This window comes from Alkalinema sp. FACHB-956 (assembly GCF_014697025.1).
Lineage (GTDB): Bacteria > Cyanobacteriota > Cyanobacteriia > Leptolyngbyales > Leptolyngbyaceae > Alkalinema.
This window is the reverse complement of the sequence record NZ_JACJRC010000002.1, coordinates 173,347-198,367: the sequence shown is the minus strand read 5'-3', so window position 1 is coordinate 198,367 and position 25,021 is coordinate 173,347. Positions and strand designations below refer to the sequence as shown.

Below are 25,021 nucleotides of genomic sequence, written 5' to 3'. Positions count from 1 at the left end.
TTACTTCGGAAGTTTGGCTTGTTCAGATTTGCTGAGCACTTCAACCATGAAGGTTCTGGCGCGCTCCATCGCAGTTGCATTGGCAATGCACACAACTTGGACATTGCTGCCACTCCGAATAATCAAATATTTGTACTTAAAAATGAAATAGAGAACGATAAAAATGAGTCCTATGCCAAAGACCCAAAGGGTGATAAGACCGAGCGCAAGCAACCAAGACATCCCATCTTCGGTAATTTCTGCGGAATCAACTTCTGAGAGCAGCACTTCGCAGTAGCGGGTAGCAACCATTTTGCGCGTCCGTTCAATTAAGCGGGTTTCACTCAGTTGCAGCGTTGTTTTTCCCATGAAGGCTGGGGAGAGAAAGTTGTAGTAGCTGTTGGCAGCTTGGCCACTGATTTCTAACAGTACGGTATGGGGGCTATTCATCGGATTTCTCGTGGATACAGGTGAAGCGTCAAGCACCCTAGGCTTGACCGAATCTATGTAACTCCATCGACTAGAAGGCTATGCAAAAAGTCGTCAAATTTTCACCCTCATCGAGTTCTGTCCGCTTCAGGGGCAACAGGAAGGAACGTGAAATTGAGCGCAATGGGCTGGGTTCTAGGCTGGGTTCTAGGCTGGGTTCTACGGCTGGAGTAATCCATCGACGATCCGATCGCTGGCCATTCTGGCTCCAGATAGGTTCCGGGCCGTGGGGCCTACTTGGAGTGCTGCCAGTCCTCCCATGAGATAGAGCGCCTGTTTACCCCAAGAGAGATTGGGTGTTAGGACAGGTAACCCATGGATCTGGGGAATGGGGTGGGTAGTCAGCATTTCCTGGAGTAACGGCTGCTGTTGTACATGCAGGGTTGAGCCTGTGGCCAGCCAGATTCGATCGCAGTGAGCTGCTTCGAGGGTTCGATCGGCTTCTAGGCAAGTGATCTGCCAATGGGAAGATGGTTGGGAGTCAGGAGGCCCATCGGATTGGGGCATCCATGCAGCGGTTTGTACTTGGCAAAATTCGCGAAATGTCACTTTGCCATCCGCTTTAAAGCGCCGTAATTGGGTCATGACGGCAGGGGTCAGGGATCCTCCATTACGTGCGGTCATAACCGAAGTCCAGCGTTTTTCCCAACAACTTTCCTGGGAGAACCCCTTGAGATATTTAGGGCCAAGCCAACCGGGATCGGCATCAAACAGCTTTTCGTAGAATTGTCGTCGCGCCATCATGGTGACGGTGGCTCCGCGCTGTATCGCGCCGATCGCTAAGTGGCCGCTGGTGAGTCCGCTACCGATGATTAAAATCCGTTCGCCCTTGCAGCGCACTTGTTGCAAGTCAATGTCTTGGGAATGTTGTAACCGATCGGGTGGATAGGGGGGGGTGATCTGTTGCACCCAGGGGGGGAGGAATTTGCTGCTGCCACCGTGGGCTAAAACGACTCGTCGGGCCGTTTGGGTTTGCCCATTGCTGAGCCAGAGCCGAAATCCAGGGTTTAAGGGTTCTAGGCTAACCACATCAGCCGCGACAACGTGATTGTGGAGTTGCCAATACTGGATGACGCGATCGCAGAATTCCTGGAATAATTGCGTGCCGGGTAGATCGTAGGGGGGGTGGAGTTCTGGGGCACGGTTTTCGGCAAAGCGGCGCAGGGCGAAGGGGTTCGGATCAGGATGGTGCACAGCGGGCGATCGCAGGTGGGGAATTTCGAGCCGCGAAAATTGTTGGTGCCAGCGCTGCATCCATTGTCCGCTGCGATCGAAGATGCAAATACGAGAATGCCAATGTTTGCGTTTCTGCAGGAGGTGGGTGACCAGGGTGAGGGCGTGAGGCCCTGCGCCAATGACTGCAATATCGATCGAGGTGTCTGAACCAGCCATAGAAGAGTAGAATAGGAATCATTCTCATTCTATGGGATGCGGGTCCTTGCCCCAAGCAATTTCCTCGCGCCAACGTACGGCAATTGTCGTGATGTTTTCGTCGTGATGTTCGCAGCCCTTCAGGCTTGTGAACAGAACGGAGGTCATCTAACATCAATGGAAGCAATCGCCCAAACGAGTTCGTGCTTTCTATGATCTGGATTCCCCAAACGACTAACGATGGTTCCTACACCTTTTTTTCGGAGGAGTTTGGGGAATCGTTCCACAGTCGCCAAGGAGCCAAGGCTGAAGCCTTTCAAAAGTTTGCAGAAGTGACCCAATTGCGGGCAAAAGCCCAACGGCCCAAGCTCAAACTATTAGACGTTTGCTACGGCTTGGGATACAACACAGCCGCAGCCTTGGAAACTGTTTTGCAGGTCAATCCAGACTGTCAGGTTGAAATTTACGGATTAGAACTTGATCCCACTGTCCCCCTCGGCGCGATCGCCCCTGACCTCATCACCACTTGGACCGATCCCGTCCAGCAGGTTCTCCAACGCTTGGCAGAACGCCATGAATATTTCCAGCCTCCCCTCACAGCCCATCTGCTGATTGGCGATGCACGGCAAACCATCCAACCAATCATGGCCCAGGGATTCCAGGCCGATGCCATCTTTTTTGATCCCTTTTCGCCCCGCCGCTGTCCCCAACTCTGGACGGTGGAGTTTTTTGCCCAGGTGGCCCAATGCCTAGCACCGGATGGCATTCTTTCAACCTATTCCCGATCGGCTTCTGTGCGATCGGCCTTACTCGCAGCGGGATTACAGATCGGCAGCATTCCCCTAGGCGAGACCCATTTGCCCCATGAATGGTCACAGGGCACGATCGCCGCTTGGCCACCCACTCCCTTACAGCCCCTCTCACCCATGGAGCAGGAGCATCTGAACACACGAGCAGCCATTCCCTACCGCGATCCTCTGTTATCCGATTCTGCGGCGGCAATTTTGCAAAGACACCAAGAAGAACAAACGGCCTCAAAGCTAGAATCCACATCTAGTTGGCGACGCCGTTGGAATATTCGGTGATACTTGCAAGAAAGAAAAGGGGGATTTCACTACAATCGAGTGCCAACTTTGCCAAAGCGTCGTTCTCGACTTTGGTAATCTAGCAAGGCGGTGTGGAATTGTTTGCGATCGAAGTCGGGCCACATGGCATCCGTCACGTAGATCTCAGCATAGGCCAACTGCCACAGCAGAAAATTACTGATCCGCATTTCTCCACTGGTGCGAATTAGCAAGTCAGGATCGCAAATGCCCGACGTGTAGAGATGGCGCTCGATCGTGGATTCATCAATATCCTCTAGCTGGAGCGTTCCCTGCTGAATTTGAGCCGCGATCGATTTGCAGACTTGCACGACTTCCTGTCGTCCACCGTAATTTGTCGCGACGGTGAACTGAATGCCGCTGTTATCGCGGGTGAGCGTCATGGCCCGATCGATTTCCGCCTGCAACGACTCCGGCAAGCGGGATAGATTGCCCACAAACCGAATCCGCACGTTTTCTTCCATCATTTCCTGGAGTTCCCGCCGTAGGATCCGCTCAAACAGCGTCATGAGAAATTCCACTTCTTCGATCGGTCTCCCCCAGTTCTCCGTAGAAAAGGCATAGGCCGTTAGGGCTTCGATCCCCCAATCCCGCGAACACCGAAGCAGATTTTTCAAGGCATCCACCCCCCGGCGGTGGCCCATGATGCGTGGGAGCCCCCGACGCTTTGCCCACCGTCCATTGCCATCCATAATGACCGCCACATGGCGAGGCAGGCGTTCACGTAAAAGGTCGGACGGCAGTTCCTGAAGAAGTTGCTTCGCTGTCATGGTTTTACCAACCGTGAAAAATCACATACTTAGGATGGGCGAAAAAGCGGCGATCGGATCAAATTTTTCAGCAATTTCATTGAAGGTTAACTCAGGTAAGTCAGATTCTACGGCTCAACTTACCCCGATCGTGCCAGCAAAACTACAGAACAATGCTCTGAAATTCCGAAAATGGCAAACGATACATCAGTTTACCCAACTCTTGCAGGGGAATCATTGCAGACCGGTTACAAGGCTGGCTGCAAATTGCTTCGAATTGCTTTGATCGATCGCTTGGATCAACCGCTTCGATCAATTACTGCGATGAGTCACCCAACAAAACCTAAAAATCTATCAAGCGAATAGGATGACCCTAGAAATCCTAAAACCAAAAACCCCAGCGGTTGATTGCTGGGGTTTTCAGGATTCTATTGCTCGGTGGAGCCTTATGAAGTGGCGGGGCATGGATTTGAACCATGGACCTTCGGGTTATGAGCCCGACGAGCTACCAGACTGCTCTACCCCGCGTCGCCTCTATTAATATAACCGGAACCTCTAGAATTTGGCAACCCCTATTTTTCATTATTTTGAAAAGGCCATGATTTTGGGGGATGGGGCCTAGGGAACTGGGACTTTACAGCGCCAACAAATTGCACAGCGCCAACAAATTGCACAGCGCCAACAAATTGCAACGAACGTTTCGGTAATTCCAGGGAAAGGTGGGGAAGCTAAACTGAAGTGAAGAGTGAAGGATGCTTTCCAGTCATGAAAATCCTGATCGTGGAAGACGAAGCCGAAATTGCCCAACTGATTCAGCTTTACCTAGAAAAGGAAGGTTTTATCTGTCGTTCCTGCCGGGATGGCCGATCGGCGCTCCAGGTGTTTCAGGACATGCAGCCCGATTTGATCATTCTGGACTTGATGATTCCGGAATTAGATGGGTTAGAAGTCTGTGCGCGGATTCGGCAAAAACCAGGAGCCAAGGATCCCTACATTCTGATGTTGACCGCGAAGGGCGAAGAAATCGATCGCATCATCGGGCTATCCACCGGAGCCGATGACTATATGGTGAAGCCCTTCAGTCCCAAGGAATTAGTCGCACGGGTACGGGCCTTACTGCGGCGATCGCTGCGCCAAGGGGGACAAACCCAGACCTACCAAACCGCTAGCTTTACAATCGACGTGGATCAACGATCGGCCACTCGCCATTTACCAGAGCAGCCGCCGGAATCCCTAGATCTGACCACGCTAGAATTTGATCTGTTGGCCACGTTCCTCAGCTATCCCGGTCGGGTTTGGAACCGTAGCCAACTGATTGATAAATTGTGGGGCAGCGATTTCTTTGGTGATGAGCGGGTAGTGGATACCCACATTGCCCGCCTGCGGAAAAAGATTGAACCCGATCCCTCCAGCCCCACCTTTGTCAAAACGGTGATTGGGGTCGGATACAAATTTGAAGATGCCAGCTAGATCCGGGGGGAGGATTTCTGGGGTGAGAGACTAGGATGACAGACTGGGGTGACAGACTAGTTGGAAAGAGCCGTTCGTGGAGAAAGTAATGCCAGCACTTGGACTTCGGGCCAGACTCTTTTTGTCCCACATTGTGGTCATGGTGGTGGGCATTGGAACCCTTTTGGCGATCGGGAAGTACTATTCTCCACAGTTATTTGTCGAACACCTGCAAACCATGGAGTTTCAGGGGTTTACGCTCTATGCCGTCAAACGGCGGTTGGTGGATGGGTTTGAATCCGCCTGGAGCCGGGGGGCCTTTTGGTCGATGATTTTGGGCGGCAGTGCCTCGGGCTTTTTGAGCTACCTGGTGTCCAAACGCATTGTGCAGCCGTTGATCCAAATGCAGCGGATTACCCAGAAGTTTGCCGCCGGAAACCTGGAAGAACGTATGCCCGCCAGCGATATTCCGGAACTGAACCGCTTCGCCGACAGCTTTAACCGGATGGCCTTGGCGTTGGAAGATGTGGAGCAGCGCCGCCGGGATCTCGTGAGTGATCTGACCCACGAGTTACGCACCCCCTTAACGATCGTGGAAGGCTACCTAGAAGGCATGGCCGATGGCACGATCGACCCCACCCCGGAAATCTACGATCGGCTAGCGCGGGAAACTGGACGCCTGAAACGATTAGTCAACGATTTACAAGAACTTTCTAAAGCAGAAGCCGGCTATTTACCCACCAATCCCCGTTCCTTTGAGATTTGGCCGTTGCTCAATGCCCTCGTGCAGCGCTTTTCCGACCAGCTAATTGAAGGTGAAATAGATCTTCAATTGGATGGTTCTCAAGATTTACCGAATGTCTATGCTGATCCAGAACGGGTGGAGCAAGTCTTGGTCAATTTGATCGGGAACGCCCTCCGGTACACCCCCGCCGGCTATGTGATCGTTCGGGCTTGGGCGCAATCAGGCATGCTCTGGGTTGCCGTGGAAGATACCGGCAAAGGTATTGCCCAAGAGGATTTACCCCACGTATTCGAGCGGTTTTGGCGATCGGATCGATCGCGGAATCGTAATTCTGGCGGCACGGGAATTGGGCTGGCGATCTCACGGCGCTTGGTCGAGTTGCAAAAGGGTACCATTACCGTCCAAAGCGAATTGGGGAAAGGCAGCACCTTTGCCTTTTCTCTACCGATCGCGAAAAAGGGTAATGCGTAGCGTGATTTCCCAGGAAAGGGGATGCCTCGCAGGGTTGAGGCCAGACGGTCAGCCTTCTGGCAGAATGCAATAGCAGCGATCTCAGGGCAAGCCATGCCACGGCCATATCACGGTCACGTCTCTGTGATATTCCAGTCATAGCACCGTCAACTCAGGTTGCTACGGTAAAAGCGATTGCTCAGAAACGATTGCTCAGATCTGCTTGTTGTTCCAGACGTTTTGATCAGAAATATGTCACCGATCGCACTGATGGTTCTCATTATTTTCCTGGTGGTATTTGGCGGAGTTGCAACCATTCGCTATCTGTTTCCGACATCCAAAGGCTAGGGTTTGGGGCTGCTCACCATCCTGCTGATCACGGCTCAAAAATTGCTTAGTCTCCCTCAAAAAAACGCGGCCCCTCGCCAGTCTTGGGTCGAATCCTAGTAACCTTAAGACTGGACAACCATGGTGATGGTGAGGGCGAAAGATGGTAGAGGGAATGCGCAAATCCCCGATCGGGGTGGGACTCATTGGCACAGGTTATGCGGCCAAAGTGCGAGCAGATGCCATTAATGCAGAATCCCGCGCGCAATTAATCGGCGTGGCAGGGCATACCCGCGACAAATTAGAGGCATTTGCCCACGCCTGCCAAACCCAAGCCTTTGACTCCTGGCAAGGGGTTATCAATTCATCGGCGGTGGATCTAGTCGTCATTTCCAACTTGAATGCCGAGCATGGGGCGATCGCTCGGGCTGCGCTGTTTGCGGGGAAGCATGTGGTTGTGGAATATCCCTTGGCCCTGGATGTCTCGGAAGCGGAATCCTTGATTGCCCTAGCGGAAAATCGGCAACGACTGCTGCATGTGGAGCATATTGAACTGATGGGCGGTGTGCATCAGTCGCTGCTGGAGAATTTGCCCAAGATTGGGAATCCCTTCTACGCCCGCTACGCCACGGTGAACCCCCAACGGCCTGCCCCTCAGAAATGGACGTTTAATCATCAACTCTTTGGATTTCCTTTAACAGGTGCCTTATCCCGGCTGCATCGATTTACCCATGCCTTTGGCAAAGTGGCGTCGGTCAGTTGTCGGGTCAATTATCAGCACACCGATGGGGTTGATCCCGCCTACTACAGCAGTTGCCTCTGTTCAGCGCAACTCCAATTCCAGCAAGGATTAGTTCTAGATGTGATCTACGGCAAGGGGGAAGCGCTGTGGCAAGCGGAGCGCAAATTGGAAGTCCACGGCAGTCAGGGCGGTTTAATTTTTGATGGCGATGAGGGCTATTTAGCGACCCCAGCAGGCAGTCAACCCTTAACCGTGAGTGCCCGCCGAGGCTTATTTGCCAAGGACACAACCGCCGTTTTAGATCACTTACTGGAGGGCAAACCGCTGTATGTCACGGTGCAGGAAAGTTTGTATACCTTGAAGGTGGCAGAAGCGGCTCGACGATCGGCGGAAATTGGGCAAGTCGTTGAAATTCCTGTTTCTTGATGGGATTTTCTGACTGCTTTGGGAGCCAAAGCCTTAGAATAAGTAAGGCAAATTCCATCCCGTGGCTACATGAGCGCTCGACGACTAACCGCAGCAGACAAACGTAAAATCGTAGAACTCTATCGCCAACCCGCTGAGAACGCTTTGACGATCGCGGAACGGTATGGTGTGAGCAATACCACGATCGGACGGATCCTTAAGGGTGAAATGTCCGTTGAGGAGTACGACAGCCTCGTGCAGCAGAAGCGATCGCGCAGTCCTGTAGAGGTCGTGCCCGTAGAAGTTATCCCTGTGCAAGGCAATTTGCTGGAGGCGGTAGAATTGCCGACGGTAGAAGCGGAATCTTCTACGGGACGGCGTGCCCGTCGGCGTTCTACCGTGGTCTCGGAGCCGGAGCCCGCACTGGAAGACGTGGTTGAAAGTCCAGCCCCCGTTGAGAAACTATCGTCCGATCGACCGAAACCCATCAAACGCAATCAGGTAGACAGCGTTGTCGATGCTGATATGGTGGGTTCTGTTGTCGATGAGCTAGCCAGCGTCTCCCGAGAAGCTGACCTCGACGATGAGGATGAAGATGACCTCGATGATCTCGATGATGATCTCGATGGAGACTTTGATGACGACGAGGGAGATGACGATGAGGATGACCTCTCTCCACTCCCGAAATTGCATGTCCAAAGCGTTGTCAGTATTATTCCTTTAGCGGCGGCTGAGATGCCACGAGTCTGTTACTTGGTGGTCGATCGCACTGCGGATTTAGTTGTGCGTCCGCTGCAAGAATTTGGGGAACTCGGCCAAATGCCCAGTGAAGAAATTGCGGAAATGACGCTTCCCGTGTTTGACAATCATCGGGTAGCCAAGCGATTTTCCAATACGCGCACCCAACGGGTCATCAAAGTGCCTGACAGTCGCGTTTTCCAAAAAGCGGCCTTGCATCTCCGCGCGAAGGGGATTACTCGTTTACTGCTGGATGGGCAAGTTTACGCAATTTAGGTGGCGTGATGATGTAGGCGTCGCTGAAACCCTGTTGCGTTTAGCACGGTGCGCGCTGAAATTACGTTTAGCCTATTGCGCTTAATATATTGCGCTTAATATAGTGTTCGTTGCTTCTTGATCAATGAACCTACATGTTTTTGTTTCTTTCTAAGCTACTGCCACTGTTTATTTATCCATTGGGGCTCGCACTATGGATGTTAGTGGCTGCGATCGTGCTAATTTTGCGTAAACGATCGCGATTGGCTCTGATTCCGATCGCCCTATCGGCTTTAATCCTGCTGGTCAGTAGTAGCGGAGCCTTTAGTTCTTTCTTAGTGCGATCGCTGGAGAAACAAAATCTCCCCCAACCGTTGCCCAATGCCCAAGCGATCGTGGTGTTAGGCGGAGCCACCCAATCGGCCTTACCACCGCGCCCCTGGGTGGAAATGTCCGATGAGGGCGATCGGGTACTCTATGCCGCCAAACTGTACCGGGAAGGTAAAGCGCCTAAAGTAATTCTCAGTGGCGGACGCATTGGCTGGCGCGGCCCTGGCATTTCCGAAGCGGCGGATATGGCGACTTTTATGGAAACGATGGGCGTGCCCCGATCGGCCATGCTGTTGGAACCCAACTCCCTCAACACCCGCGAAAATGCGGTTAATGTCCAGAAAATTGCTGAGCAAAACCAGATTTCTCAGCTGTTGTTGGTAACTTCGGCGATGCATATGCCGCGATCGTTGATGATTTTCCGCAAGCTCGGCATGAATCCTATTCCGGCGACAACGGACTTTATTGTCACGACGCCAAATCAGCCGCCCAGCGTCCAAAGCTTCTTGCTGAATCTGTTACCAGAAGCCGAAAACCTGCGATCGACCACTCGCGCCATCAAAGAATATGTCGGGATGGTGATCTACTGGATCAAAGGCTGGATCTAGGCAGAACGGGAAAACTAGGCAGAACGGGGAAACAACGTTTGGATGTTCTAGATGGGGGGTTGCCAGCACCCTCAATGAACAACCCTGCCATTACAGCCCCTGCAAACTGTCGTTCAGCGCCGTCAAGGCACCCGGTACATCGGTTTTTCCAGCTTCCGTTGCCGCAATCAGCAGTAGCAACACATGGGTATTCACCTGCTTAGCCACGATCGAGCCGCTAACCGGCTGCGTTTGTCCCCCGATCGTCAAAGCCCCCGTCCAATCCAGTAACACCCCATTGAGCAACGGTTGCTGGTTCGTGACTTGAAACCCTTCCCCCCGCTGAAAAGCCGTCTTTGCCACCTGAACTAGCTGGTCGATCGACACGACGGGCGGCAAATTCAGTTGCGCGAGGGATTGCGCCAGGACGGTATAGGACAACTTGCCCTCGATCGCTTCCGCTAAAAAGCTATCTCCCAGCGGTGAAAATTGATAATCCTTCAGCTTGGCCACCCGGAATCGCCCCGTGGGATCCCTATACTCCCCAGCCACGGGTAACGCAGGCGCTGAGGGAATCATGACCGGGGGCGCAGTCGGAATCGGTAAGGGTGTAGGAGAAGCCGTTGGACTGGGAGACCCTTGGCCGGTGGGAATGGTAATGGGCACTGCTGTGGGCAGGGGGCTGGGACTGGGAGAAGGCGGTGGTGGCTCCACGCGGGAACCCGGCAAGGGCGAGATCGGCACTGCGTTGACGAGGGCTTCTTGGGTCGGAGAAGGGGCAGGCGTTGCAGCAGGCGCTTGAGCCAGCAAGCGATCGAACCGGTTGACCCCGAAACTGGTTACCACAAGCACGATCGCCGTCAATAGACTCCAGCCCAGCCAACGTAACTTTCTACCCATCACCCACGTACCTCGCTTGTCTATCACGCTTGTTTAATCACGCCTGTTTAGTTCACGCTCAGCTGATCATGCTTAGTCGATCATGCTGGGTCGATCATGCTGGGTCGATCTCCTGGATCTATCCGCTTAACGCCCCACGATCGACTGAGTTGCCCCACTGGTATAAAACACCCCAGCAATACACCCGATCATCAACGTGGCTAAGGTTGCAGCCCAGAGTGCCTTCCAACCCAGTTCGCTCAGATCCCTACGGCGGGATGGAATCAGGCTGACAAAGCCACCCACAAAAATTCCCACCGAAGGAATATGGGCAAAGCCGCAGAGGATATAACTCGTGATCACCAAGGCCCGATCGCTCAGCACCCCAGCTTGGGACAGTCGCGCCAATTCCAAGTAGGACGGAATTTCCGTTTCCACCAAGCGGCGACCCACCAAAACCGACACATTCCACAGTTCCGGCCAACTGCTGGAAACCCCTGTGAGAGCGGTTAAGGGTAAAAACAGTGCCCCCAAAATATTTTGTACAGTGATGACTTTGAATAGGCTACCGACCTTGGCGAGAGCCGCATTCTGACTTTGGGCCAGGGCTGCTAGATTCCCGAAGAAGAGATTGACCAACGCGACCAAGCCCAGAATGGCAATCAGTAACGCCGCGATCGCCACGGCTAACTTCACACCGTCTAGGGAACCCGTGATCACCGCCTCCATCGGGTTCATTGTTTCGATTTCTTCCTCTTCGGTGTCGGTTTTGTCCGGCATGCCACCCAGGGTTCGGGGAACCTCTGTTTCTGGGACGAGAATCTTAGCCAGGACAAAACAGGCGGGAATAGCCATGAACGAGGCGGATACCAGGTGCCCCACAATATTCGGGAAGGCAGGCCGCAACAGACTGGCATACAGCGCCAACACGGTGGAAGCAATGCTGCCGTAGCAGGAGGCGAGAATGGCACAGAGTTCACTGCGGGTCATGTCCAGCAAAAACGGACGCACCACCAAGGCCGACTCAATGCCCACAAAAATATTGGCGGCTCCGCTCAGCGCTTCGGCTCCGCTCAGGCCCATGGTGCGGCGGAAAATTTTGGCAAAGAGCGCCACGATCGGTTGAATCAGGCGCAAATTGTAGAGCAAGGCCATCAATGCTGAGAAAAAGATGACTGAGGGTAAGGCGCGGAAGGCCAGCACGTAGCCAAGATTTAAATTCTCCGGACTAAGGCGATCGCCCGCAACCGGCACATAGGCAGGCGTGACCGTGCGAGCAATCCAACGCCCCGCTGCGATCGGCCCGGTGGGCTTCGTGAAATCTGGTACCAGCAAATCGCCAAACAGAAACCTTGCCCCGGCTTCCGTTGCATCCAGAACGGCATTAATATTGCGGCTCACCAGTTCAATCACCAACCGACTGGTTTCCACCTGAAATACCAACAGTCCTAAGAGGAGCTGCAAACCCAGCCCCCACAAAATCACCTTCCAGGGAATTTGGCGGCGATTTTCCGATCCCAACCATGCAATGCCGCAGAGGGCAAACAGGCCCACAAACGACAGGAAATTTAACCCAGACACTAGCAATATCGTCCTAACAGGTCATTCCAACGGATCTTCAGCAGGTCGATTAGCATCTTTAGCGAGTCCTGCAACAGGTTAACCTTAGACACTTTGGCCTGATGAGACTTGGACACTGTAGCAGGAATTTCCCCGATCGAGAAGCCCCACTTATGGGCCAGGTAGATGAGCTCAACATCAAAGGAAAACCCTGTTAACCGTTGTTGGTCAAACAGAACCTGGGCAGTCTCGCGGCGAAACCCCTTGAGTCCGGCTTGCATATCGCGATAGTCCAGCCCAAGGATTGCCCGAGAAAATCCGTTGTAAATTTTGCCTGCCACTTTGCGCAAGGGGCTGACCCGTCGCAGACTCACGGCCACCTGATTGCGGCAGCCGATCACGACATCGTGGTCGTAGAGCTTTTCAATCAACAGATCCAGGTGATCCAGGGAATAGGCCAGATCGCTATCCAGAAAACAGAAAAAATCACCGGGAAGCTCGGACTGACTGCACCACATTCCCCTGCGAATGGCATGACCTTTCCCCCCCTGGGGATGGTAGGACAGGAGTTGAATCTGCTGATGCCCCGCAGTGCGGATATGGTCGCTGATCATCATGGGCGTCCGATCGCGGGATCCATCGTTAACGAAGAGGAAAATATAGTTGGGGTGGTTTTCCAGATAGGCATCGATCGCGTTGAGGGTGCGTTCAATGCAGGCTTGTTCGTTGTAGACCGGGAGCACAATCACCGCTTCGGCTAGATGGGGCGGGGGGGGGGGGGAATCGTCAGTGGATAGCGAAGTCAGGAGGCCACCGGACATTGGCGCGATCGGTGTAAGAAGGGCTGTGTTGGCTGTGCGATCGAGCCAAGCCCGCGATCGAGATTGCAAACGACGGATCATTTTTTTCATAGCACGCTCCCCACTTCTCCATTCACACCCAGGACTCTCTCAACTTTCGACCCTATCTTCAAATCCGATCCTGTTCAAACTAGCCTACTCCAACCTGCCAGCCGTCTCCAATGGGTCCATTCTGGCAGTCCTCTGCTTGCCAGCACTATCGGGCAAATGGCTGGAGGGGCTCCTGCTGGCGAAATTGTTCCCATTGTTGCAGAGCGGCTGCTTGATTGGGCTGACCTTTGGCTAGCAGCACGACCCCTTCCTGCACGGTGACCAAGCCGTAGAGATGAGCCCCGATCGCTTCATCAAACAGGGGCAGAATTCTGGCTAGGGCGGTTTGATCCTCCTTAAAAGCTGGTTGATACTGCAACATTTGCCAAAAGTCAGCTACTAGATAGTCGCTTTCCAGCAGTTGGCCCCGATCGTCCCAGATCGATCGCGCCGGTAGCCGCAGTAAGGCCCGCCGACTGGACAGGTGGGGAATCAGGTAGGTTGTGGCAGACACGCTAGCCCGATCGGGAATTTGGCGGAGAACCCCTTGAATCGCTTGGGCATGGTGCCACTGTTGCGGTAGGGAAACGTAGACCCAAGGCCGAATCGAATCGGGAATCAGCCAGGAAAAAGCCCGATTGGGATTCGAGGTCATCGTCAGGACGATCGACAGCACAATGCCCATCAGCCAACCCTTGCGGAATTTCGGCGTAAATTGTTGCGGATGGGCTGCCCACCAGAGAATTGCGCCATAGAACAGTCCCGGCACCACCACCAAGGCGTAGCGCAGGCTGATGGAGAGGGCGGAAATGCCCGATTGCAGGAACAACGACAACAGCGGCACACTGGTCAACACCCAGGTCGCTGGCGATAGCGCGGAAATCATGCCCAACGATAGCCAATGGCGCAATAGGTAGGCAATGCGTCGATCGATCGGCCAAAACACACTGCTGAGGAACTGAATCGGATGGGTGACAATTCCCCACAAGACTTCCAGAGTGCTGGGATTGTCAGACTGGACAAACTGACGAAAGCGCGTTGCTAGATAGAGCCGGGAATTATCGGTAGAAAACTGCGGCAGAATCCAATTGGTGACGAGGGCCACGTAACTAAAGGCGATCGCACAGAGGGCGACCCCTAGCTTGGGCGATCGACGGCTGGAGAGTAAATACAGCCCAAACCCGCAGAGAATCATGCCCCCCACTTCTTCTCGGATGCCTAGCAGGGCTACGATCGCCGCTGCAAACCACAGCCAGCGCCGCTTTTCAAAGGCCAGCAGCATCCCAAAGGCAAACAGCGGAATTTGGCAATGTTCATAAAAGTTGGCTAAGGTCGGTGCGATCACCGCATTGGCCGCGTAATAGCTTCCTGTAATCCACAGCGATCGCTCCGGCGACAGATAGCACCGCGCCAAGCTGTAGAGCAACCATCCCCCGATCGTCATTAATCCCACTTGCAAGACAGTTAGGGTAATGGGATGGGGCGCGATCGCGTACAAGGGCAGCCAGAGGAGAAAATCCACCACAAAATGCTGGCCCAGGTGCAGAAAATTGACCCGTGGAATCACACCATCCTGCAAAGATTCCACGGAATTCCCGGACGTTAGGGAACTTTGGAACCAGTGGCCGTGCAGGTTATTCCAAAACAGTTGGTTAAACAGGCCGTGGTCATAGGAACTGTAGAACGTGAAATAGCGATGCAGGGAAAAAAAGAGCAACAGGCTAAAGAAAATGCAACTGAGCCCCAGCATTCGTCGGGCTCCCAGCCGATCGGGACTCTGCCAAACAGCCTGAAGGTGACTTTTCAGCTTGTGCACTGCAAGGAGAGGGTTCACTGAAAGAAGCATTGCCTGCCAGCCCTATGATTTTGCTGCGATCCAGTCTAGCCCCGCTGAAACATCACCTTATCCACAAAGTTGGTGTAAATATCGCCCTGTTGGAATTCAGGGGTTTCTAGGATTTTTTGGTGAAAGGCGATCGTGGTAGGTAGGCCCGTCACGGCACATTCCCGCAAAGCGCGCTTCATGCGCCGAATCGCCGAAGGGCGATCCTCAGCCCAAACAATCAGTTTGCCAATCAGGGAATCATAGTAGGGCGGAATTTCGTAGTCGGTGTAGACGTGGGAATCCATGCGGACACCGGGGCCACTGGGGGGCAAATAGCCGCTAATTCGTCCAGGGCTGGGCCGGAAGTTGTGTTCTGGATCCTCTGCATTGACCCGACATTCGATCGCGTGGCCCTTAAGCTGGATCTGCTCCTGGGTCAGATGCAGCTTCTCACCCTGGGCAATGCGGATCTGCTCAGCAATCAGATCCACCCCTGTCACCATTTCCGTCACAGGATGCTCCACTTGAATCCGGGTATTCATTTCCATGAAGTAGAACTCCCCGGACTGATCCAGCAGAAATTCCACGGTTCCCGCCCCAACATAGTTGATGGCCTTGGCCGCCAGCACAGCAGCCGTTCCCATTTTTTCCCGCAGTTCCGGCGTCAGGGCGCAACTGGGCGATTCTTCCAAGAGCTTTTGGTGCCGCCGTTGGATGGAGCATTCCCGTTCACCTAGGTGGATCACATTGCCGTGACTGTCCGCCAGAATTTGGAACTCGATGTGGCGGGGATTTTGCACAAATTTCTCAATGTACACCCCGGAGTTGCCAAAGGCCGCTTCAGCTTCCCCCTGGGCCGCGAGGAAGGATTTTGACAGTTCCTCCTCCCCATGCACGAGGCGCATTCCCCGTCCGCCGCCGCCTGCTGTGGCTTTAATAATCACGGGATAGCCGATCGACCGGGCAATGGTGCGGGCTTCTTCTTCCGTTTCCACCAAGCCTTTACTACCGGGAACCGTCGGCACCCCTACCCGCTGCATGGTTTTCTTGGCAGTGGACTTGTCGCCCATCGATCGAATCGAATCCGGCGACGGGCCAATGAACACAATCTTGTGATCGGCGCAAATCTCTGCGAAGCGGGCATTTTCTGCCAAAAAGCCATAGCCGGGATGAATGGCGGTGGCATTCCGAGTGAGCGCGGCTGCAATGATGTTGGGAATGTTGAGATAGCTTTTATTGCTTGGGGGCTCGCCAATACAAACGGCTTCATCAGCCAATTGGACATGCAGCGAATTACGATCGATCGTGGAATGGACAGCCACAGTGGCAATCCCCATCTCTTCGCAGGTGCGAATAATCCGCAACGCGATTTCACCCCGATTAGCAATCAAAATTTTGGAAAACTGCATGTTCTAACTAGCGTCCTTCCCGGTCTGACGGATGTACCTAAAAAAAGGCTAATCAGTAGGATAGGGCTTTTGGGGGACAGGGGGAAGGAGAAACTTAAAGAGAAACTTTTTGAGAGGGGGGAATTCTCGGGTCAAGTAAGGGAATTGCGTACAAATGAAATCCCCAGTGGGTAGGCGGGTAGATGGGTAGGCGGGTAGGTGGGTGAATAGGGGCTGTTATCTATTAACTGTTATTTCTTATATTTCTTAGTAGTCAATTCCTCAGGCAGATCATCCTCAATTCAGCCTAGGGCGAGGGCTTGGGCAGTTGGTACATAATCGGTTGGGCAATGGCTGACCACCAAGGCGCGTTGATTTGGGCAGCATCTAAAGCTTGGGCTGCCCAGGTATTACAGGTTCTCGCCAGGGAATAATGCCCCGTCCCTTCATAAAAGCCACTGGTGGGAGAAAAGGCATTTTGGATCCGGATGGGTTTCCCTTGGTTGAGCTGAAAGGAGCCTTTGAGGTAGGCCACGAGATTTAAGTAATCGGCTCGACTGACGCCAATGCAACGTAGATCAACCCCAGCGTCGTTGGGGAGTTGGTCGTAGCCCTGCACATGCATCGTGGTGGGATTTCCCGGCCAAAACAGCGATCGCAGCGTTCGACTCACTTTCAGTTGCTGCAAGCTGGGCGTATTCCTATAGAAGTCCCGATCGCCCCAGCCGAATTTTAAATATTGATAATTGCCACGGGTCTCGGAACCGATCGTTTTTAAGTCTAGGAACCCGCGCCAATCAAACGCTTCATTTTGGACGGGCAGGATCAGATTGACATGTAACGCTTCTCCCGCCACGTAGACCCGATAGGGACTGGCTTCACAACGTAACGGTTGGTAGCCCCAACGACGGGGAAGAACGGCAGCCAGGGAACTCAGAGCGACGATCGTCCCACTGGCAATTCCCACCCACTTAATGAGTCGGTGGAGGGTCAGTCGGTTTCGTTCTAGCCGATGGAGACGAATCGTCGGCAAATCCATGGAGGTGTGTAACCCCACTCGATGTAATCGCTTCATTAAGTCAACAGGAACTCAGATCAACAGGAACTCACCCGCCTTCCAGATCAACAGCCCCAACCCCAGTCAATGCTTCAAAACAATGTTGTAGGTCAACGGAGCCGGGATTCTGAAAGGAATAACGCAAAGGCTCTTCGATCGTGACACATCTGTTTGGGGTTCACAGCATAGAAGGTGCACTTTCCCAACCGTACCTTTACGGCATTCCTGTAACGGAGCCTATGCCCACAACCGCTTGCTCCCACCCACAACAGATTTTGTGGAGGTCAACAGGTTCATCTAAAAATTTTCGAGATAACCCTTGACGCTTTGTAACAAATTGTTTACATTAGTTTACATAAGTTAACAAGTCTCGAGGCAAGCCTCCAAAAAAGGTTTGAGACGGAGTTGGTGAGGCAAATCCTTGGACTTGGGGACAGTTGAACGGTTAATAGACTTGACTTGAGGAGACTTGGTATGTTTGCACCGATCGTGGTTTTGGTTCGTAACTTCTTGGGTAGCGAGCGCTTCGTGGCGTTACGGGGTAAGGCGATCGCGCAACATTCCAAAGTGATTACCAACGTTTGCAACACTCTGGGCATCGATCGCACCCAGCGGCAAAACCTCATCCGTCTAGCCCGCGACAACGGCAAGCGTTTGGGTCTGCTGGCCTAGGCTAGTGAGGGATTCTCTAGGATAAAGAACTAAAGATTTGTAAAGTTTGAGCGCAGCGGATCGACAATTGTGCATATCCATCAATGGCTTGGGTATCTTAGAGGAAGAGCCACACGTTGTAGGATGCACAGGTTGCAAAACGCGCAGGTTGTAGAATGCACAGGCAATCAGAGCCATGTATTATTACGACTCCCAACGCTTCGTAACGACTCCGCTGCAATAGGTTTGGCTGATTGTCAATAGGTTTGGCTGATTGTTAATAGGATTGGGTTTCGGGTCAGTGTTCGGCGTGAAGGGTCACGATCGAACAACTGCGAGGTCACTCAATCCTTTTCTATTGCGTTGATTTTTATACGTTGATTTTTATGCGTTGATTGCGTTTATTTACTGCGAGTTGCGAGTTGCGAGTTGCGAGTTGCGAGTTGCGAGTTGGTTTAATCAGCGGCTGATGGAGGGTGGCGATGAAATCCAATCGTGGCCGCATGGGAGCGATCGCACAGTACGGTAGGCTAGAACACGATCGCTGCTAAGGTTAGTTGCCTACGAGGTTAGTTGCCCTATGCTATTTCGCAAAAAGCCTGTCGCTACAGAAAAGCGTGTTCTGCTGAAAAATATTTCCTGGGCGAAGTTAGAAGAATTACTGGCAGAACTGGGCAGCGATCGGGAAGCCCATTTGACCTACGATCGCGGGCGTCTGGAAATGATGACGCCTTTAGAGGAGCACGATCGCTGCAATCGCCTCCTGGAATCTTTGTTGCTGGTGGTTGCCGATGAGATGGGTGATTCTCTGGTCAGTCCCGGCAATGTCCTGCTGCTGCAACCGGAGATCGGGCTGGCTGTACAACCCATGGCTTGTTATTACCTAGACAATGCACCCTCGCTCCCCCCATCCGGCAAACTTGATGTGACCCAAGTGCCTCCACCGGATATCGCGATCGAGATCGCCTTGCAGGAGCCGGATAGTCCCAAGCGATTGGCCCTGTACGAAGCCATGGGAGTCCCGGAAGTCTGGCAGTATGTCACCACCGTGGGCGATGAGGTCTTGAAGGGGAATTTGAAAATTTGGGCCCTCGATCGTGATGGATATGGGCCTGTGGAAACCAGTCCTGCCTATGAATTCCTAAGCACGGCAAGAATCAGTGAGTTCCTCGCCGAAAGCGAAACCCTAGGGCTGGCAAGAGCGCTCACCCTGCTGCGATCGTGGGTCAAAACCCAAGGGTAAACTCCATAATCTAGATAGGGAATGCGTCCCGATGAGGGTGGATACGTTCAACTGAGAGTAGTTCTCCCACATGTTGCGTATCCAACACAGGAGCAATTAACATGCCAAAACCCAGATACGACGAAGACGAAAACGTTTCAAGGCACGCAGCGGCTGAAAAAGCAGACTGTGAGGAAATGGCGGAAAGGTATGGATGGGAACTGGTTGGTGTTGAAGAAACCAGTGATTCCGTTCTTGAGGCTGATTGTGTGTTTGCAGGCAAAACCGAATTTCCAAAGTCTTACTACGACACCGACAACGAGGATGGCGACGATGCGTAAATACATTGTCTTTCGAGCAGAACGGCGCTCACCTAATTGGAAGGAGCGTAAACTACAGCATACTCAAGCACTTACCGACATTCTCGCAGAACACTACGATTGCTCAGATAAACCCATTCCAGAACCGGGCTATCGACCCACTGAATTTATCCGTGTCGATCAGCTCCACGACCCCAAAGAACATGGTCATAGCACCCATTATCGGAAAGGAGATTGGGAAGTCACGCGCGTGGAAACCTATACCCCTGATCTTCCCCTGGGGGATTACGACATGGTTGTGATCTGCTACTGCAAATACAACCCCATTAATGCCCCGCTCAAGCCGATGCCAGAACGCCAGGTTTCCTTGGCGTCCTTCGGCGGCGACGAAACGGCTTATCAACAATGGCTAGAATCTCAAAAGGAAACGGCTGACGTGTAATCAATTGAGGTGTAATCAACCAGAACTCAAGGATTTCTTGGCACCTAATTCCGATAAAATTTGATTCTGCGTATTCGCAAATCTGACTTAGGTCTGATCCATGCGATCGGAAACTAAGTCCGCGAATCCCGTCAAAACACCCTGACTTTCTCGGATGCCACCACGATGATTCACGAAATTTTCATGCCCGCGCTCAGTTCCACAATGACTGAAGGAAAGATCACCGCTTGGGTTAAGTCCCCCGGCGACAAGATCGAAAAGGGCGAAACCGTGCTCATTGTGGAGTCGGACAAAGCCGACATGGATGTCGAATCGTTTAACGAAGGAATTCTGGCCGCGATCGTCGTGCAAGCCGGAGACTCTGCCCCCGTCGGTTCCGCCTTGGGCCTCCTCGCTGAAACCGAAGCCGAAATTGAGGAAGCCAAGCAGAAAGCAGCCGCTTTAGCGGGAGGTGGATCCGCCAGTGCGCCTGCCCCTGCTGCCGCCGCCCCCGTCGCAGCGCCCACCGCAGCGGCCTCTGGCAATGGCAGTAGTGCAGCGGCTCCTGCCCGCCCATCCGGTCGCATTGTCGCTTCGCCTCGTGCCAAGAAACTGGCGAAGGATCTGGGCGTGAATCTAACCACGCTGGTCGGGACTGGCCCCCATGGTCGCATTGTGGCTGAGGATGTGGAAGCAGCAGTGGGCAAACCTTCGGCTCCTGTGGCCACCCCGGTCATTGCCGCTCCCCCGGCTCCGGCAGCCAAGCCCGTTGCCGCCAAAGCCCCAGCGGCTCCCGTTGCGCCCCCCACTCCGGGGCAAGTCCAAGCCATGAACACCATGCAAGTGGCCGTGGTGAAAAACATGGTGGCTACGCTGGAGGTGCCGGTGTTCCGCGTCGGCTATACCATCACCACCGATGCCCTGGATAAGCTGTACAAACAGGTGAAGTCCAAAGGCGTGACCATGAGTGCGCTGTTGGCAAAAGCCGTGGCGATGACGCTGCAAAAACATCCGCTGTTAAATGCGAGCTATGTCGAAAATGGGATTCACTACAATGGCTCAATTAATATTGCCGTTGCAGTCGCAATGCCCGATGGTGGCTTAATCACCCCCGTTCTGCGTAGTGCCGACCAGCAGGATCTCTATAGCCTGTCCCGCAGTTGGAAGGATTTGGTCGATCGCGCCCGTTCCAAGCAACTCACCCCTGACGAGTACAGCACTGGAACGTTTACCATTTCCAACCTGGGGATGTTTGGGGTCGATACCTTTGATGCCATTCTGCCTCCTGGCCAAGGCTCCATTATCGCGATCGGGGCGGCCCGTCCCACGGTGGTCGCTAACGAAGACGGCATGATTGGCGTTAAGCGGCAAATGCAAGTCAACATTACCTGCGATCACCGCATTATCTACGGTGCCCATGCCGCAGCCTTCCTGAAAGACTTGGCGAAGTTGATTGAAACAGATGTGCAATCCTTAACGCTGTAAGTCTCCAATCGCTAATAGCTAGCGGGTTGGATCAGGACACGACTGCCAGTCAACAGGCAGCACCGATAGAGAAAGGACTGAGTTAATTCCAGCTCAGTCCTTTTTGATTAAACGGTTGGAAATAGCAAAGGAATCTATATCGAGCCTATTCTTGGGCAAAGGCGCGGGCTAGAACCACTTTATGTTCCTGGGGAACTTCCTTGAGCGACTCATACAACTTGCGGCCTGCCCAGCAAGCATCCTCCGGCGCTGTGGTAACGCTACCACCGGGAGAACTCATGGCTTGCATGATGGTGACAAATTTCTGGGAGTCGTTGGAGGGCATTGTTTTCAGCACCGCTTGCATGGCCTGGGGCATTTTAGATTGGTCGAACTGCGGTGCGGGTGCTTTCTGGGCTTCTAATTCCATGGCCTTGTAGGACAATTGGAACCAATCATCGATCGATTGCGGATCCAGTTTTTCCAGTGCCATAAAAATGGGATTCGTTTTATCATCACCGGAGAGGGGTTGTCCCAGCACAATACTGGCGCAGGACTTGGTATCCATTTTGGCCAACATACTGGATAAAATTGTGGCTCGTCGCTCCAGAGAGGTATCATCTAGCCGCTTCAGACCCTGTTTAGCCAAATTTGCGCCCAGCTGCTCGGCCTGGTCTTTGGACACAGACTTAAATTGCTCTTTCATCGTGGGCGAGTCGGCAATTTTCTTGGTCATGCGGTAGAACGGCTCGTGCAGCGGTGAGGAATTGGGGAAGGGATTATTCATCGCAATGCTGGTTTCGTTCAGCAATGCGGGTACCCCGAATTTCACTCCGGCTCCAACGACAGCAGCAACTACAATTCCACCGATACTGGCTGCACGATTCATACTGGTTTTCCTCCCGGTAGGCTACCGAACTTTGTAGGAATAAACTTGGTGAACGATCGACGAACTCTGAACAAACATCTGACAAAAGCTTTGACGAGTGTTAGGCGAGCCTTTAACGAATGCTTGACCAACAATAGTTATCCCTACAAGCAGGTTATGCAGACGGTCCGGAAAGCGGTTGCAAACAATCGTTGCGAAAAAGTTGTTGCGAAAAAATTGTTGCCTAAAATAGCTGCCGGAGAATCACCAGCGAATTCTAATTTCCTATTACAGTGCATACCAGGGTGATGTGATCGCCAGCCAGCGATCACATCACTCAGGCTCTTTTGCGATCGACTAGCCTCCGGAGGATGCAATTCCAGCTCAGGCCGATCGGGCGTCATTAAACCTTGACCATTGCCGCAGTGGAGTTACCGAGTTTCGATCAGGCCATTTATGATGAGTAAGGCGAGGGAGGCAATGAGTAGAAAGCCCAAGATAAAGCCAGGAAGAAAGGTCACTAGCCCGATCCCTCGCAACAGCCACACAAAAGCCGTTAGACCCAGGGTGAACCAAAAAACAAAAATTCTAGAATTTTGGGCCCGCGCCATGCTGATCCTCCGCAAAATTGCTCATCCTTGCACATCCTCTACATTAACCGACAATACCTTTACGGATGCACGATCGATACCCAGTTGCCATGATTAGGGGTAGTGTGAAAAAGTTGTAATAGTATGGCGATATACTTTGAATTGTTTCAGTTAAAGTACTGAATTATTGAATTTAGCTTCAAATTTTAAAGTCGCTTCGGCTCTATTTGGCCTCTGGGAATTCTATAGGTCGGTTCTTGGAATTCTTCAAATCTTAACGAAGGGATGATGCACTTTTTACGGTCTGGTCGTTACGGTCTTAATGGATGCCTCAATGCCCATCAATCCTAGATGGATCCATTAAGAAATTATCCACTCTTCATTCATCGGATTAGATACCTGCATGACTGCTACACCTGTTTCCTCCACATCTGACACGCTTTCTGCGCTGCTCAAAGGAGAAATTCTTCTGGAGACCCGGCCCTACTCCGCCTGGGGGGGAGCTGTTACCGCAAAGATGTATATTCCTGCGCCCCACACGGAAGTTTGGCAGCAGTTGACCGATTATTCCCGTTGGACAGCCTATTTCCCAGATATCCATCGTAGCGAAGTGATTCACAACGGTATCAACACCAGTGGGGCCACAGTCAAGCGTCAGATCAAACGCCTCTATCAAGCTGCCAGCAAAGCCTTCTTATTTTTTACAGCGCAGGTGGAAGTTTACCTAAAAGTTCTGGAAACCCATCACCAGCGCATTCAATTTTTTATGGAGTCGGGAAACTTTAACGATTTCAGCGCAGATTTGGAACTACAGGCTTGGGGAGAAGGCACGATTATTACCTACTCCGTCCAAGCGACGCCAACGGTACCCGTACCTGGTGCCTTTATTCAAGAAGCAATTAAGCTGGACTTGCCCAACAACATGGAACAAATGCGGCGGGTGATTTGTAAACGGTAAGGCGCGATCGAAGGCAATCTGCGGTCCCTGGGCGCTACCCAAGCTTCAACAAGCCCAGGGGATTTTTTAGCCGTTTTTCTAACTTGCGTAACTGTTGGTAAACTTCGGCCATGCGATCGCCGTCGATCATCACTTCCTGAGTCGGATACTTTTCCAGAACTTCTAAGACCGAAAGTTTGCCATCATCTTGAATGGATAAGGTCAGTGCCGCTCGCAAAGCTTGCCGATCGGCCACTCCCGCAGGATTGTAAATCGCGGTACTGAGTTCATCAAGAAAGCGATCGCCGATGGGGCTATTTAACACCCGATCGGCTAATTTTTTGTCGAGTTTGACGGTATCGGTTAGGTTTTGGCGAACTTGGGCCGGATCCCGCTTTGCTAACTTCAGGTGGGCAGCGAGGGCGGGTGATGGGGTGCCTGTTTTGCCAAATTCGCTTAAGTCCTTCACTGGGATTGACTCCCGCAGGATGCTGTACTTCACAATCGCAGTTTCTGCGGCCTGGGCTGGGGCGATTCCAAAAAAGGCGATTCCCAAAAAGAAGGTAAAGCCGATCGGACAACCACAGACCCGGGCTAAAATTCGGCTCCAACCCTGCAATGTCCGCCGTAGCACTCTTCCAGGCAGATTTTGGTCACGGGCGACAACGGGTATGGAAACGATAGATTGCTGCTGTCCGATCATGCTGACCCCTCTCTAGAACAACACTGCTAGGAGGCCACCACCTCCGACGGGACGACCTCGCTCACAACTTCATACTCGCGATTTTCTGGGCGGCTGGCAAAGAGCGGAGCCATTTGGTTAAGAATCGCCTGATGAACCGCCGTCTCATGGGCCGCCATCGCTGCTTCGTCATCCCACAAAATCACCGAAATCCCCCGATCGCTGCCTTGCTCCCGTAGCAAATAGGCTCCACAAAAGCCTTCCCGATAGGTATCTACCGCCTCTTGGTACAGCCTTTGAGCTTCTTCAAACTTGCCTGGTAGAAATTCAGCGATCGTGACCCGAGCGAGCTTATGGGTTAAACAGTCGCGAAAATCTTGCATAAGGTTCCCTCCAGAAATGAAGCGTGGGGAAGCGACCTTCCCTTTCAAATTTTGATGGAGAATGCAGCCTTTTGTGAGATCAGGGGTATATTTCTTCAGAATCCCTATGGGAACCCAGAGTTCTTTGTCGGGTCATTGACAACAACAACACCCCAGTTTGTAGAA

The 25,021-nt window shown here is 52.8% G+C and carries 25 protein-coding genes and 1 tRNA gene; 12 read left to right on the top strand and 14 right to left on the bottom strand.

What is annotated here, in order from left to right:
* Both H6G21_RS04280 and H6G21_RS04275 read right to left on the bottom strand, forming a co-directional pair.
* The gene (locus tag H6G21_RS04280) at nt 1-429 is read right to left on the bottom strand and encodes a hypothetical protein (protein ID WP_190570879.1); all 429 of its coding nucleotides are present in this window, start codon (nt 427-429) and stop codon (nt 1-3) included.
* 198 nt (nt 430-627) lie between these two features.
* Complete coding sequence (locus tag H6G21_RS04275; RefSeq protein WP_190570877.1) at nt 628-1,860, bottom strand: FAD/NAD(P)-binding protein; 1,233 nt, start codon at nt 1,858-1,860, stop codon at nt 628-630.
* A 191-nt stretch (nt 1,861-2,051) separates the two neighbouring features.
* On the opposite strand from H6G21_RS04275, the gene H6G21_RS04270 reads away from it, so the two are divergent.
* Nucleotides 2,052-2,924, top strand: coding sequence for an MnmC family methyltransferase (locus H6G21_RS04270; protein ID WP_190570875.1), 873 nt, complete (start codon nt 2,052-2,054; stop codon nt 2,922-2,924).
* A gap of 29 nt (nt 2,925-2,953) precedes the next feature.
* Here H6G21_RS04270 and H6G21_RS04265 read toward each other — a convergent pair whose 3' ends face one another.
* Entirely contained in the window at nt 2,954-3,712 is a 759-nt protein-coding gene (locus tag H6G21_RS04265) for an isoprenyl transferase (RefSeq protein WP_190570872.1), read from the bottom strand.
* A 433-nt stretch (nt 3,713-4,145) separates the two neighbouring features.
* Nucleotides 4,146-4,219, bottom strand: a tRNA-Met gene (locus tag H6G21_RS04260).
* Nucleotides 4,220-4,456: 237 nt separating this feature from the next.
* Between H6G21_RS04260 and H6G21_RS04255 the strand changes: the two genes are divergently transcribed.
* The 5 genes from H6G21_RS04255 (at nt 4,457) to H6G21_RS04235 (ending at nt 9,740) form a co-directional block, all read left to right on the top strand.
* A complete protein-coding gene (locus H6G21_RS04255; RefSeq protein WP_190570870.1) occupies nt 4,457-5,161 on the top strand; it encodes a response regulator transcription factor in 705 nt (234 codons plus the stop codon).
* Nucleotides 5,162-5,249: 88 nt separating this feature from the next.
* Nucleotides 5,250-6,356 carry a HAMP domain-containing sensor histidine kinase gene (locus H6G21_RS04250; protein ID WP_190570868.1) on the top strand — a complete coding sequence of 369 codons (1,107 nt, stop codon included), beginning with the start codon at nt 5,250-5,252 and terminating at the stop codon, nt 6,354-6,356.
* Between the two features lie 469 nt (nt 6,357-6,825).
* Nucleotides 6,826-7,830 carry a Gfo/Idh/MocA family oxidoreductase gene (locus H6G21_RS04245; RefSeq protein WP_242041637.1) on the top strand — a complete coding sequence of 335 codons (1,005 nt, stop codon included), beginning with the start codon at nt 6,826-6,828 and terminating at the stop codon, nt 7,828-7,830.
* A gap of 69 nt (nt 7,831-7,899) precedes the next feature.
* Nucleotides 7,900-8,823 (top strand): hypothetical protein, encoded by a 924-nt coding sequence (locus H6G21_RS04240; protein ID WP_190570866.1) that lies wholly within the window; start codon nt 7,900-7,902, stop codon nt 8,821-8,823.
* A gap of 134 nt (nt 8,824-8,957) precedes the next feature.
* The gene (locus H6G21_RS04235; RefSeq protein ID WP_190570864.1) at nt 8,958-9,740 is read left to right on the top strand and encodes a YdcF family protein; all 783 of its coding nucleotides are present in this window, start codon (nt 8,958-8,960) and stop codon (nt 9,738-9,740) included.
* 90 nt (nt 9,741-9,830) lie between these two features.
* Here the strand turns inward: H6G21_RS04235 and H6G21_RS04230 are convergent, their stop codons facing one another.
* The 6 genes from H6G21_RS04230 to H6G21_RS04205 form a co-directional block, all read right to left on the bottom strand.
* Complete coding sequence (locus H6G21_RS04230; RefSeq protein ID WP_190570862.1) at nt 9,831-10,619, bottom strand: hypothetical protein; 789 nt, start codon at nt 10,617-10,619, stop codon at nt 9,831-9,833.
* 126 nt (nt 10,620-10,745) lie between these two features.
* Nucleotides 10,746-12,179, bottom strand: coding sequence for a nucleoside transporter C-terminal domain-containing protein (locus H6G21_RS04225; RefSeq protein ID WP_190570861.1), 1,434 nt, complete (start codon nt 12,177-12,179; stop codon nt 10,746-10,748).
* The gene (locus H6G21_RS04220; protein WP_242041636.1) at nt 12,179-13,069 is read right to left on the bottom strand and encodes a glycosyltransferase; all 891 of its coding nucleotides are present in this window, start codon (nt 13,067-13,069) and stop codon (nt 12,179-12,181) included. The genes H6G21_RS04225 and H6G21_RS04220 overlap by 1 nt, the downstream gene beginning before the upstream one ends.
* A gap of 145 nt (nt 13,070-13,214) precedes the next feature.
* Nucleotides 13,215-14,882 (bottom strand): DUF2079 domain-containing protein, encoded by a 1,668-nt coding sequence (locus H6G21_RS04215; protein ID WP_347277975.1) that lies wholly within the window; start codon nt 14,880-14,882, stop codon nt 13,215-13,217.
* A 47-nt stretch (nt 14,883-14,929) separates the two neighbouring features.
* On the bottom strand, nt 14,930-16,282 hold the full coding sequence (gene accC / locus H6G21_RS04210) for an acetyl-CoA carboxylase biotin carboxylase subunit (RefSeq protein ID WP_190570857.1): 1,353 nt from the start codon (nt 16,280-16,282) through the stop codon (nt 14,930-14,932).
* Nucleotides 16,283-16,568: 286 nt separating this feature from the next.
* The gene (locus H6G21_RS04205) at nt 16,569-17,336 is read right to left on the bottom strand and encodes a DUF2459 domain-containing protein (protein WP_190570854.1); all 768 of its coding nucleotides are present in this window, start codon (nt 17,334-17,336) and stop codon (nt 16,569-16,571) included.
* A gap of 456 nt (nt 17,337-17,792) precedes the next feature.
* On the opposite strand from H6G21_RS04205, the gene H6G21_RS04200 reads away from it, so the two are divergent.
* From H6G21_RS04200 to H6G21_RS04180, 5 genes are all read left to right on the top strand, one after another.
* The gene (locus H6G21_RS04200) at nt 17,793-17,990 is read left to right on the top strand and encodes an electron transporter (protein WP_190570853.1); all 198 of its coding nucleotides are present in this window, start codon (nt 17,793-17,795) and stop codon (nt 17,988-17,990) included.
* Between the two features lie 559 nt (nt 17,991-18,549).
* On the top strand, nt 18,550-19,212 hold the full coding sequence (locus tag H6G21_RS04195) for a Uma2 family endonuclease (protein WP_190570851.1): 663 nt from the start codon (nt 18,550-18,552) through the stop codon (nt 19,210-19,212).
* Nucleotides 19,213-19,313: 101 nt separating this feature from the next.
* Nucleotides 19,314-19,532: a hypothetical protein gene (locus H6G21_RS04190; protein ID WP_190570849.1), complete on the top strand. Its 219-nt coding sequence runs from the start codon at nt 19,314-19,316 to the stop codon at nt 19,530-19,532.
* Nucleotides 19,525-19,953: a hypothetical protein gene (locus tag H6G21_RS04185; RefSeq protein ID WP_190570847.1), complete on the top strand. Its 429-nt coding sequence runs from the start codon at nt 19,525-19,527 to the stop codon at nt 19,951-19,953. Before H6G21_RS04190 ends, H6G21_RS04185 begins: the two co-directional genes overlap by 8 nt.
* Nucleotides 19,954-20,118: 165 nt before the next feature.
* A complete protein-coding gene (locus H6G21_RS04180; RefSeq protein ID WP_190570845.1) occupies nt 20,119-21,417 on the top strand; it encodes a dihydrolipoamide acetyltransferase family protein in 1,299 nt (432 codons plus the stop codon).
* A gap of 145 nt (nt 21,418-21,562) precedes the next feature.
* On the opposite strand, the gene H6G21_RS04175 is transcribed toward H6G21_RS04180, so the two are convergent.
* Both H6G21_RS04175 and H6G21_RS04170 read right to left on the bottom strand, forming a co-directional pair.
* Nucleotides 21,563-22,285, bottom strand: coding sequence for a hypothetical protein (locus H6G21_RS04175; RefSeq protein ID WP_190570843.1), 723 nt, complete (start codon nt 22,283-22,285; stop codon nt 21,563-21,565).
* 410 nt (nt 22,286-22,695) lie between these two features.
* Entirely contained in the window at nt 22,696-22,875 is a 180-nt protein-coding gene (locus tag H6G21_RS04170; protein ID WP_190570841.1) for a hypothetical protein, read from the bottom strand.
* Nucleotides 22,876-23,257: 382 nt separating this feature from the next.
* Here H6G21_RS04170 and H6G21_RS04165 point away from each other — a divergent pair, with 382 nt between their 5' ends.
* Nucleotides 23,258-23,812, top strand: coding sequence for an SRPBCC family protein (locus tag H6G21_RS04165; RefSeq protein WP_190570839.1), 555 nt, complete (start codon nt 23,258-23,260; stop codon nt 23,810-23,812).
* 34 nt (nt 23,813-23,846) lie between these two features.
* Here the strand turns inward: H6G21_RS04165 and H6G21_RS04160 are convergent, their stop codons facing one another.
* Both H6G21_RS04160 and H6G21_RS04155 read right to left on the bottom strand, forming a co-directional pair.
* A complete protein-coding gene (locus H6G21_RS04160; protein ID WP_190570836.1) occupies nt 23,847-24,494 on the bottom strand; it encodes an alpha/beta hydrolase in 648 nt (215 codons plus the stop codon).
* Nucleotides 24,495-24,520: 26 nt separating this feature from the next.
* Nucleotides 24,521-24,856 carry an antibiotic biosynthesis monooxygenase gene (locus H6G21_RS04155; RefSeq protein WP_190570834.1) on the bottom strand — a complete coding sequence of 112 codons (336 nt, stop codon included), beginning with the start codon at nt 24,854-24,856 and terminating at the stop codon, nt 24,521-24,523.
* Nucleotides 24,857-25,021: the final 165 nt, after the last annotated feature.

Excerpts from the sequence above, each read along its gene's own strand:
- H6G21_RS04275 (WP_190570877.1), bottom strand. The coding sequence starts at position 1,860 with ATGGCTGGTTCAGACACCTCGATCGATATTGCAGTCATTGGCGCAGGG.
- H6G21_RS04195 (WP_190570851.1), top strand. The coding sequence starts at position 18,550 with ATGCTATTTCGCAAAAAGCCTGTCGCTACAGAAAAGCGTGTTCTGCTG.
- H6G21_RS04160 (WP_190570836.1), bottom strand. The coding sequence starts at position 24,494 with ATGATCGGACAGCAGCAATCTATCGTTTCCATACCCGTTGTCGCCCGT.
- H6G21_RS04165 (WP_190570839.1), top strand. The coding sequence starts at position 23,258 with ATGACTGCTACACCTGTTTCCTCCACATCTGACACGCTTTCTGCGCTG.
- H6G21_RS04280 (WP_190570879.1), bottom strand. The coding sequence starts at position 429 with ATGAATAGCCCCCATACCGTACTGTTAGAAATCAGTGGCCAAGCTGCC.
- H6G21_RS04175 (WP_190570843.1), bottom strand. The coding sequence starts at position 22,285 with ATGAATCGTGCAGCCAGTATCGGTGGAATTGTAGTTGCTGCTGTCGTT.
- H6G21_RS04270 (WP_190570875.1), top strand. The coding sequence starts at position 2,052 with ATGATCTGGATTCCCCAAACGACTAACGATGGTTCCTACACCTTTTTT.
- H6G21_RS04205 (WP_190570854.1), bottom strand. The coding sequence starts at position 17,336 with ATGAAGCGATTACATCGAGTGGGGTTACACACCTCCATGGATTTGCCG.
- H6G21_RS04185 (WP_190570847.1), top strand. The coding sequence starts at position 19,525 with ATGCGTAAATACATTGTCTTTCGAGCAGAACGGCGCTCACCTAATTGG.
- H6G21_RS04245 (WP_242041637.1), top strand. The coding sequence starts at position 6,826 with ATGGTAGAGGGAATGCGCAAATCCCCGATCGGGGTGGGACTCATTGGC.
- H6G21_RS04240 (WP_190570866.1), top strand. The coding sequence starts at position 7,900 with ATGAGCGCTCGACGACTAACCGCAGCAGACAAACGTAAAATCGTAGAA.
- H6G21_RS04200 (WP_190570853.1), top strand. The coding sequence starts at position 17,793 with ATGTTTGCACCGATCGTGGTTTTGGTTCGTAACTTCTTGGGTAGCGAG.
- H6G21_RS04230 (WP_190570862.1), bottom strand. The coding sequence starts at position 10,619 with ATGGGTAGAAAGTTACGTTGGCTGGGCTGGAGTCTATTGACGGCGATC.
- H6G21_RS04170 (WP_190570841.1), bottom strand. The coding sequence starts at position 22,875 with ATGGCGCGGGCCCAAAATTCTAGAATTTTTGTTTTTTGGTTCACCCTG.
- H6G21_RS04180 (WP_190570845.1), top strand. The coding sequence starts at position 20,119 with ATGATTCACGAAATTTTCATGCCCGCGCTCAGTTCCACAATGACTGAA.
- H6G21_RS04255 (WP_190570870.1), top strand. The coding sequence starts at position 4,457 with ATGAAAATCCTGATCGTGGAAGACGAAGCCGAAATTGCCCAACTGATT.
- H6G21_RS04235 (WP_190570864.1), top strand. The coding sequence starts at position 8,958 with ATGTTTTTGTTTCTTTCTAAGCTACTGCCACTGTTTATTTATCCATTG.
- H6G21_RS04250 (WP_190570868.1), top strand. The coding sequence starts at position 5,250 with ATGCCAGCACTTGGACTTCGGGCCAGACTCTTTTTGTCCCACATTGTG.
- H6G21_RS04265 (WP_190570872.1), bottom strand. The coding sequence starts at position 3,712 with ATGACAGCGAAGCAACTTCTTCAGGAACTGCCGTCCGACCTTTTACGT.
- H6G21_RS04155 (WP_190570834.1), bottom strand. The coding sequence starts at position 24,856 with ATGCAAGATTTTCGCGACTGTTTAACCCATAAGCTCGCTCGGGTCACG.
- H6G21_RS04220 (WP_242041636.1), bottom strand. The coding sequence starts at position 13,069 with ATGAAAAAAATGATCCGTCGTTTGCAATCTCGATCGCGGGCTTGGCTC.
- accC (WP_190570857.1), bottom strand. The coding sequence starts at position 16,282 with ATGCAGTTTTCCAAAATTTTGATTGCTAATCGGGGTGAAATCGCGTTG.
- H6G21_RS04190 (WP_190570849.1), top strand. The coding sequence starts at position 19,314 with ATGCCAAAACCCAGATACGACGAAGACGAAAACGTTTCAAGGCACGCA.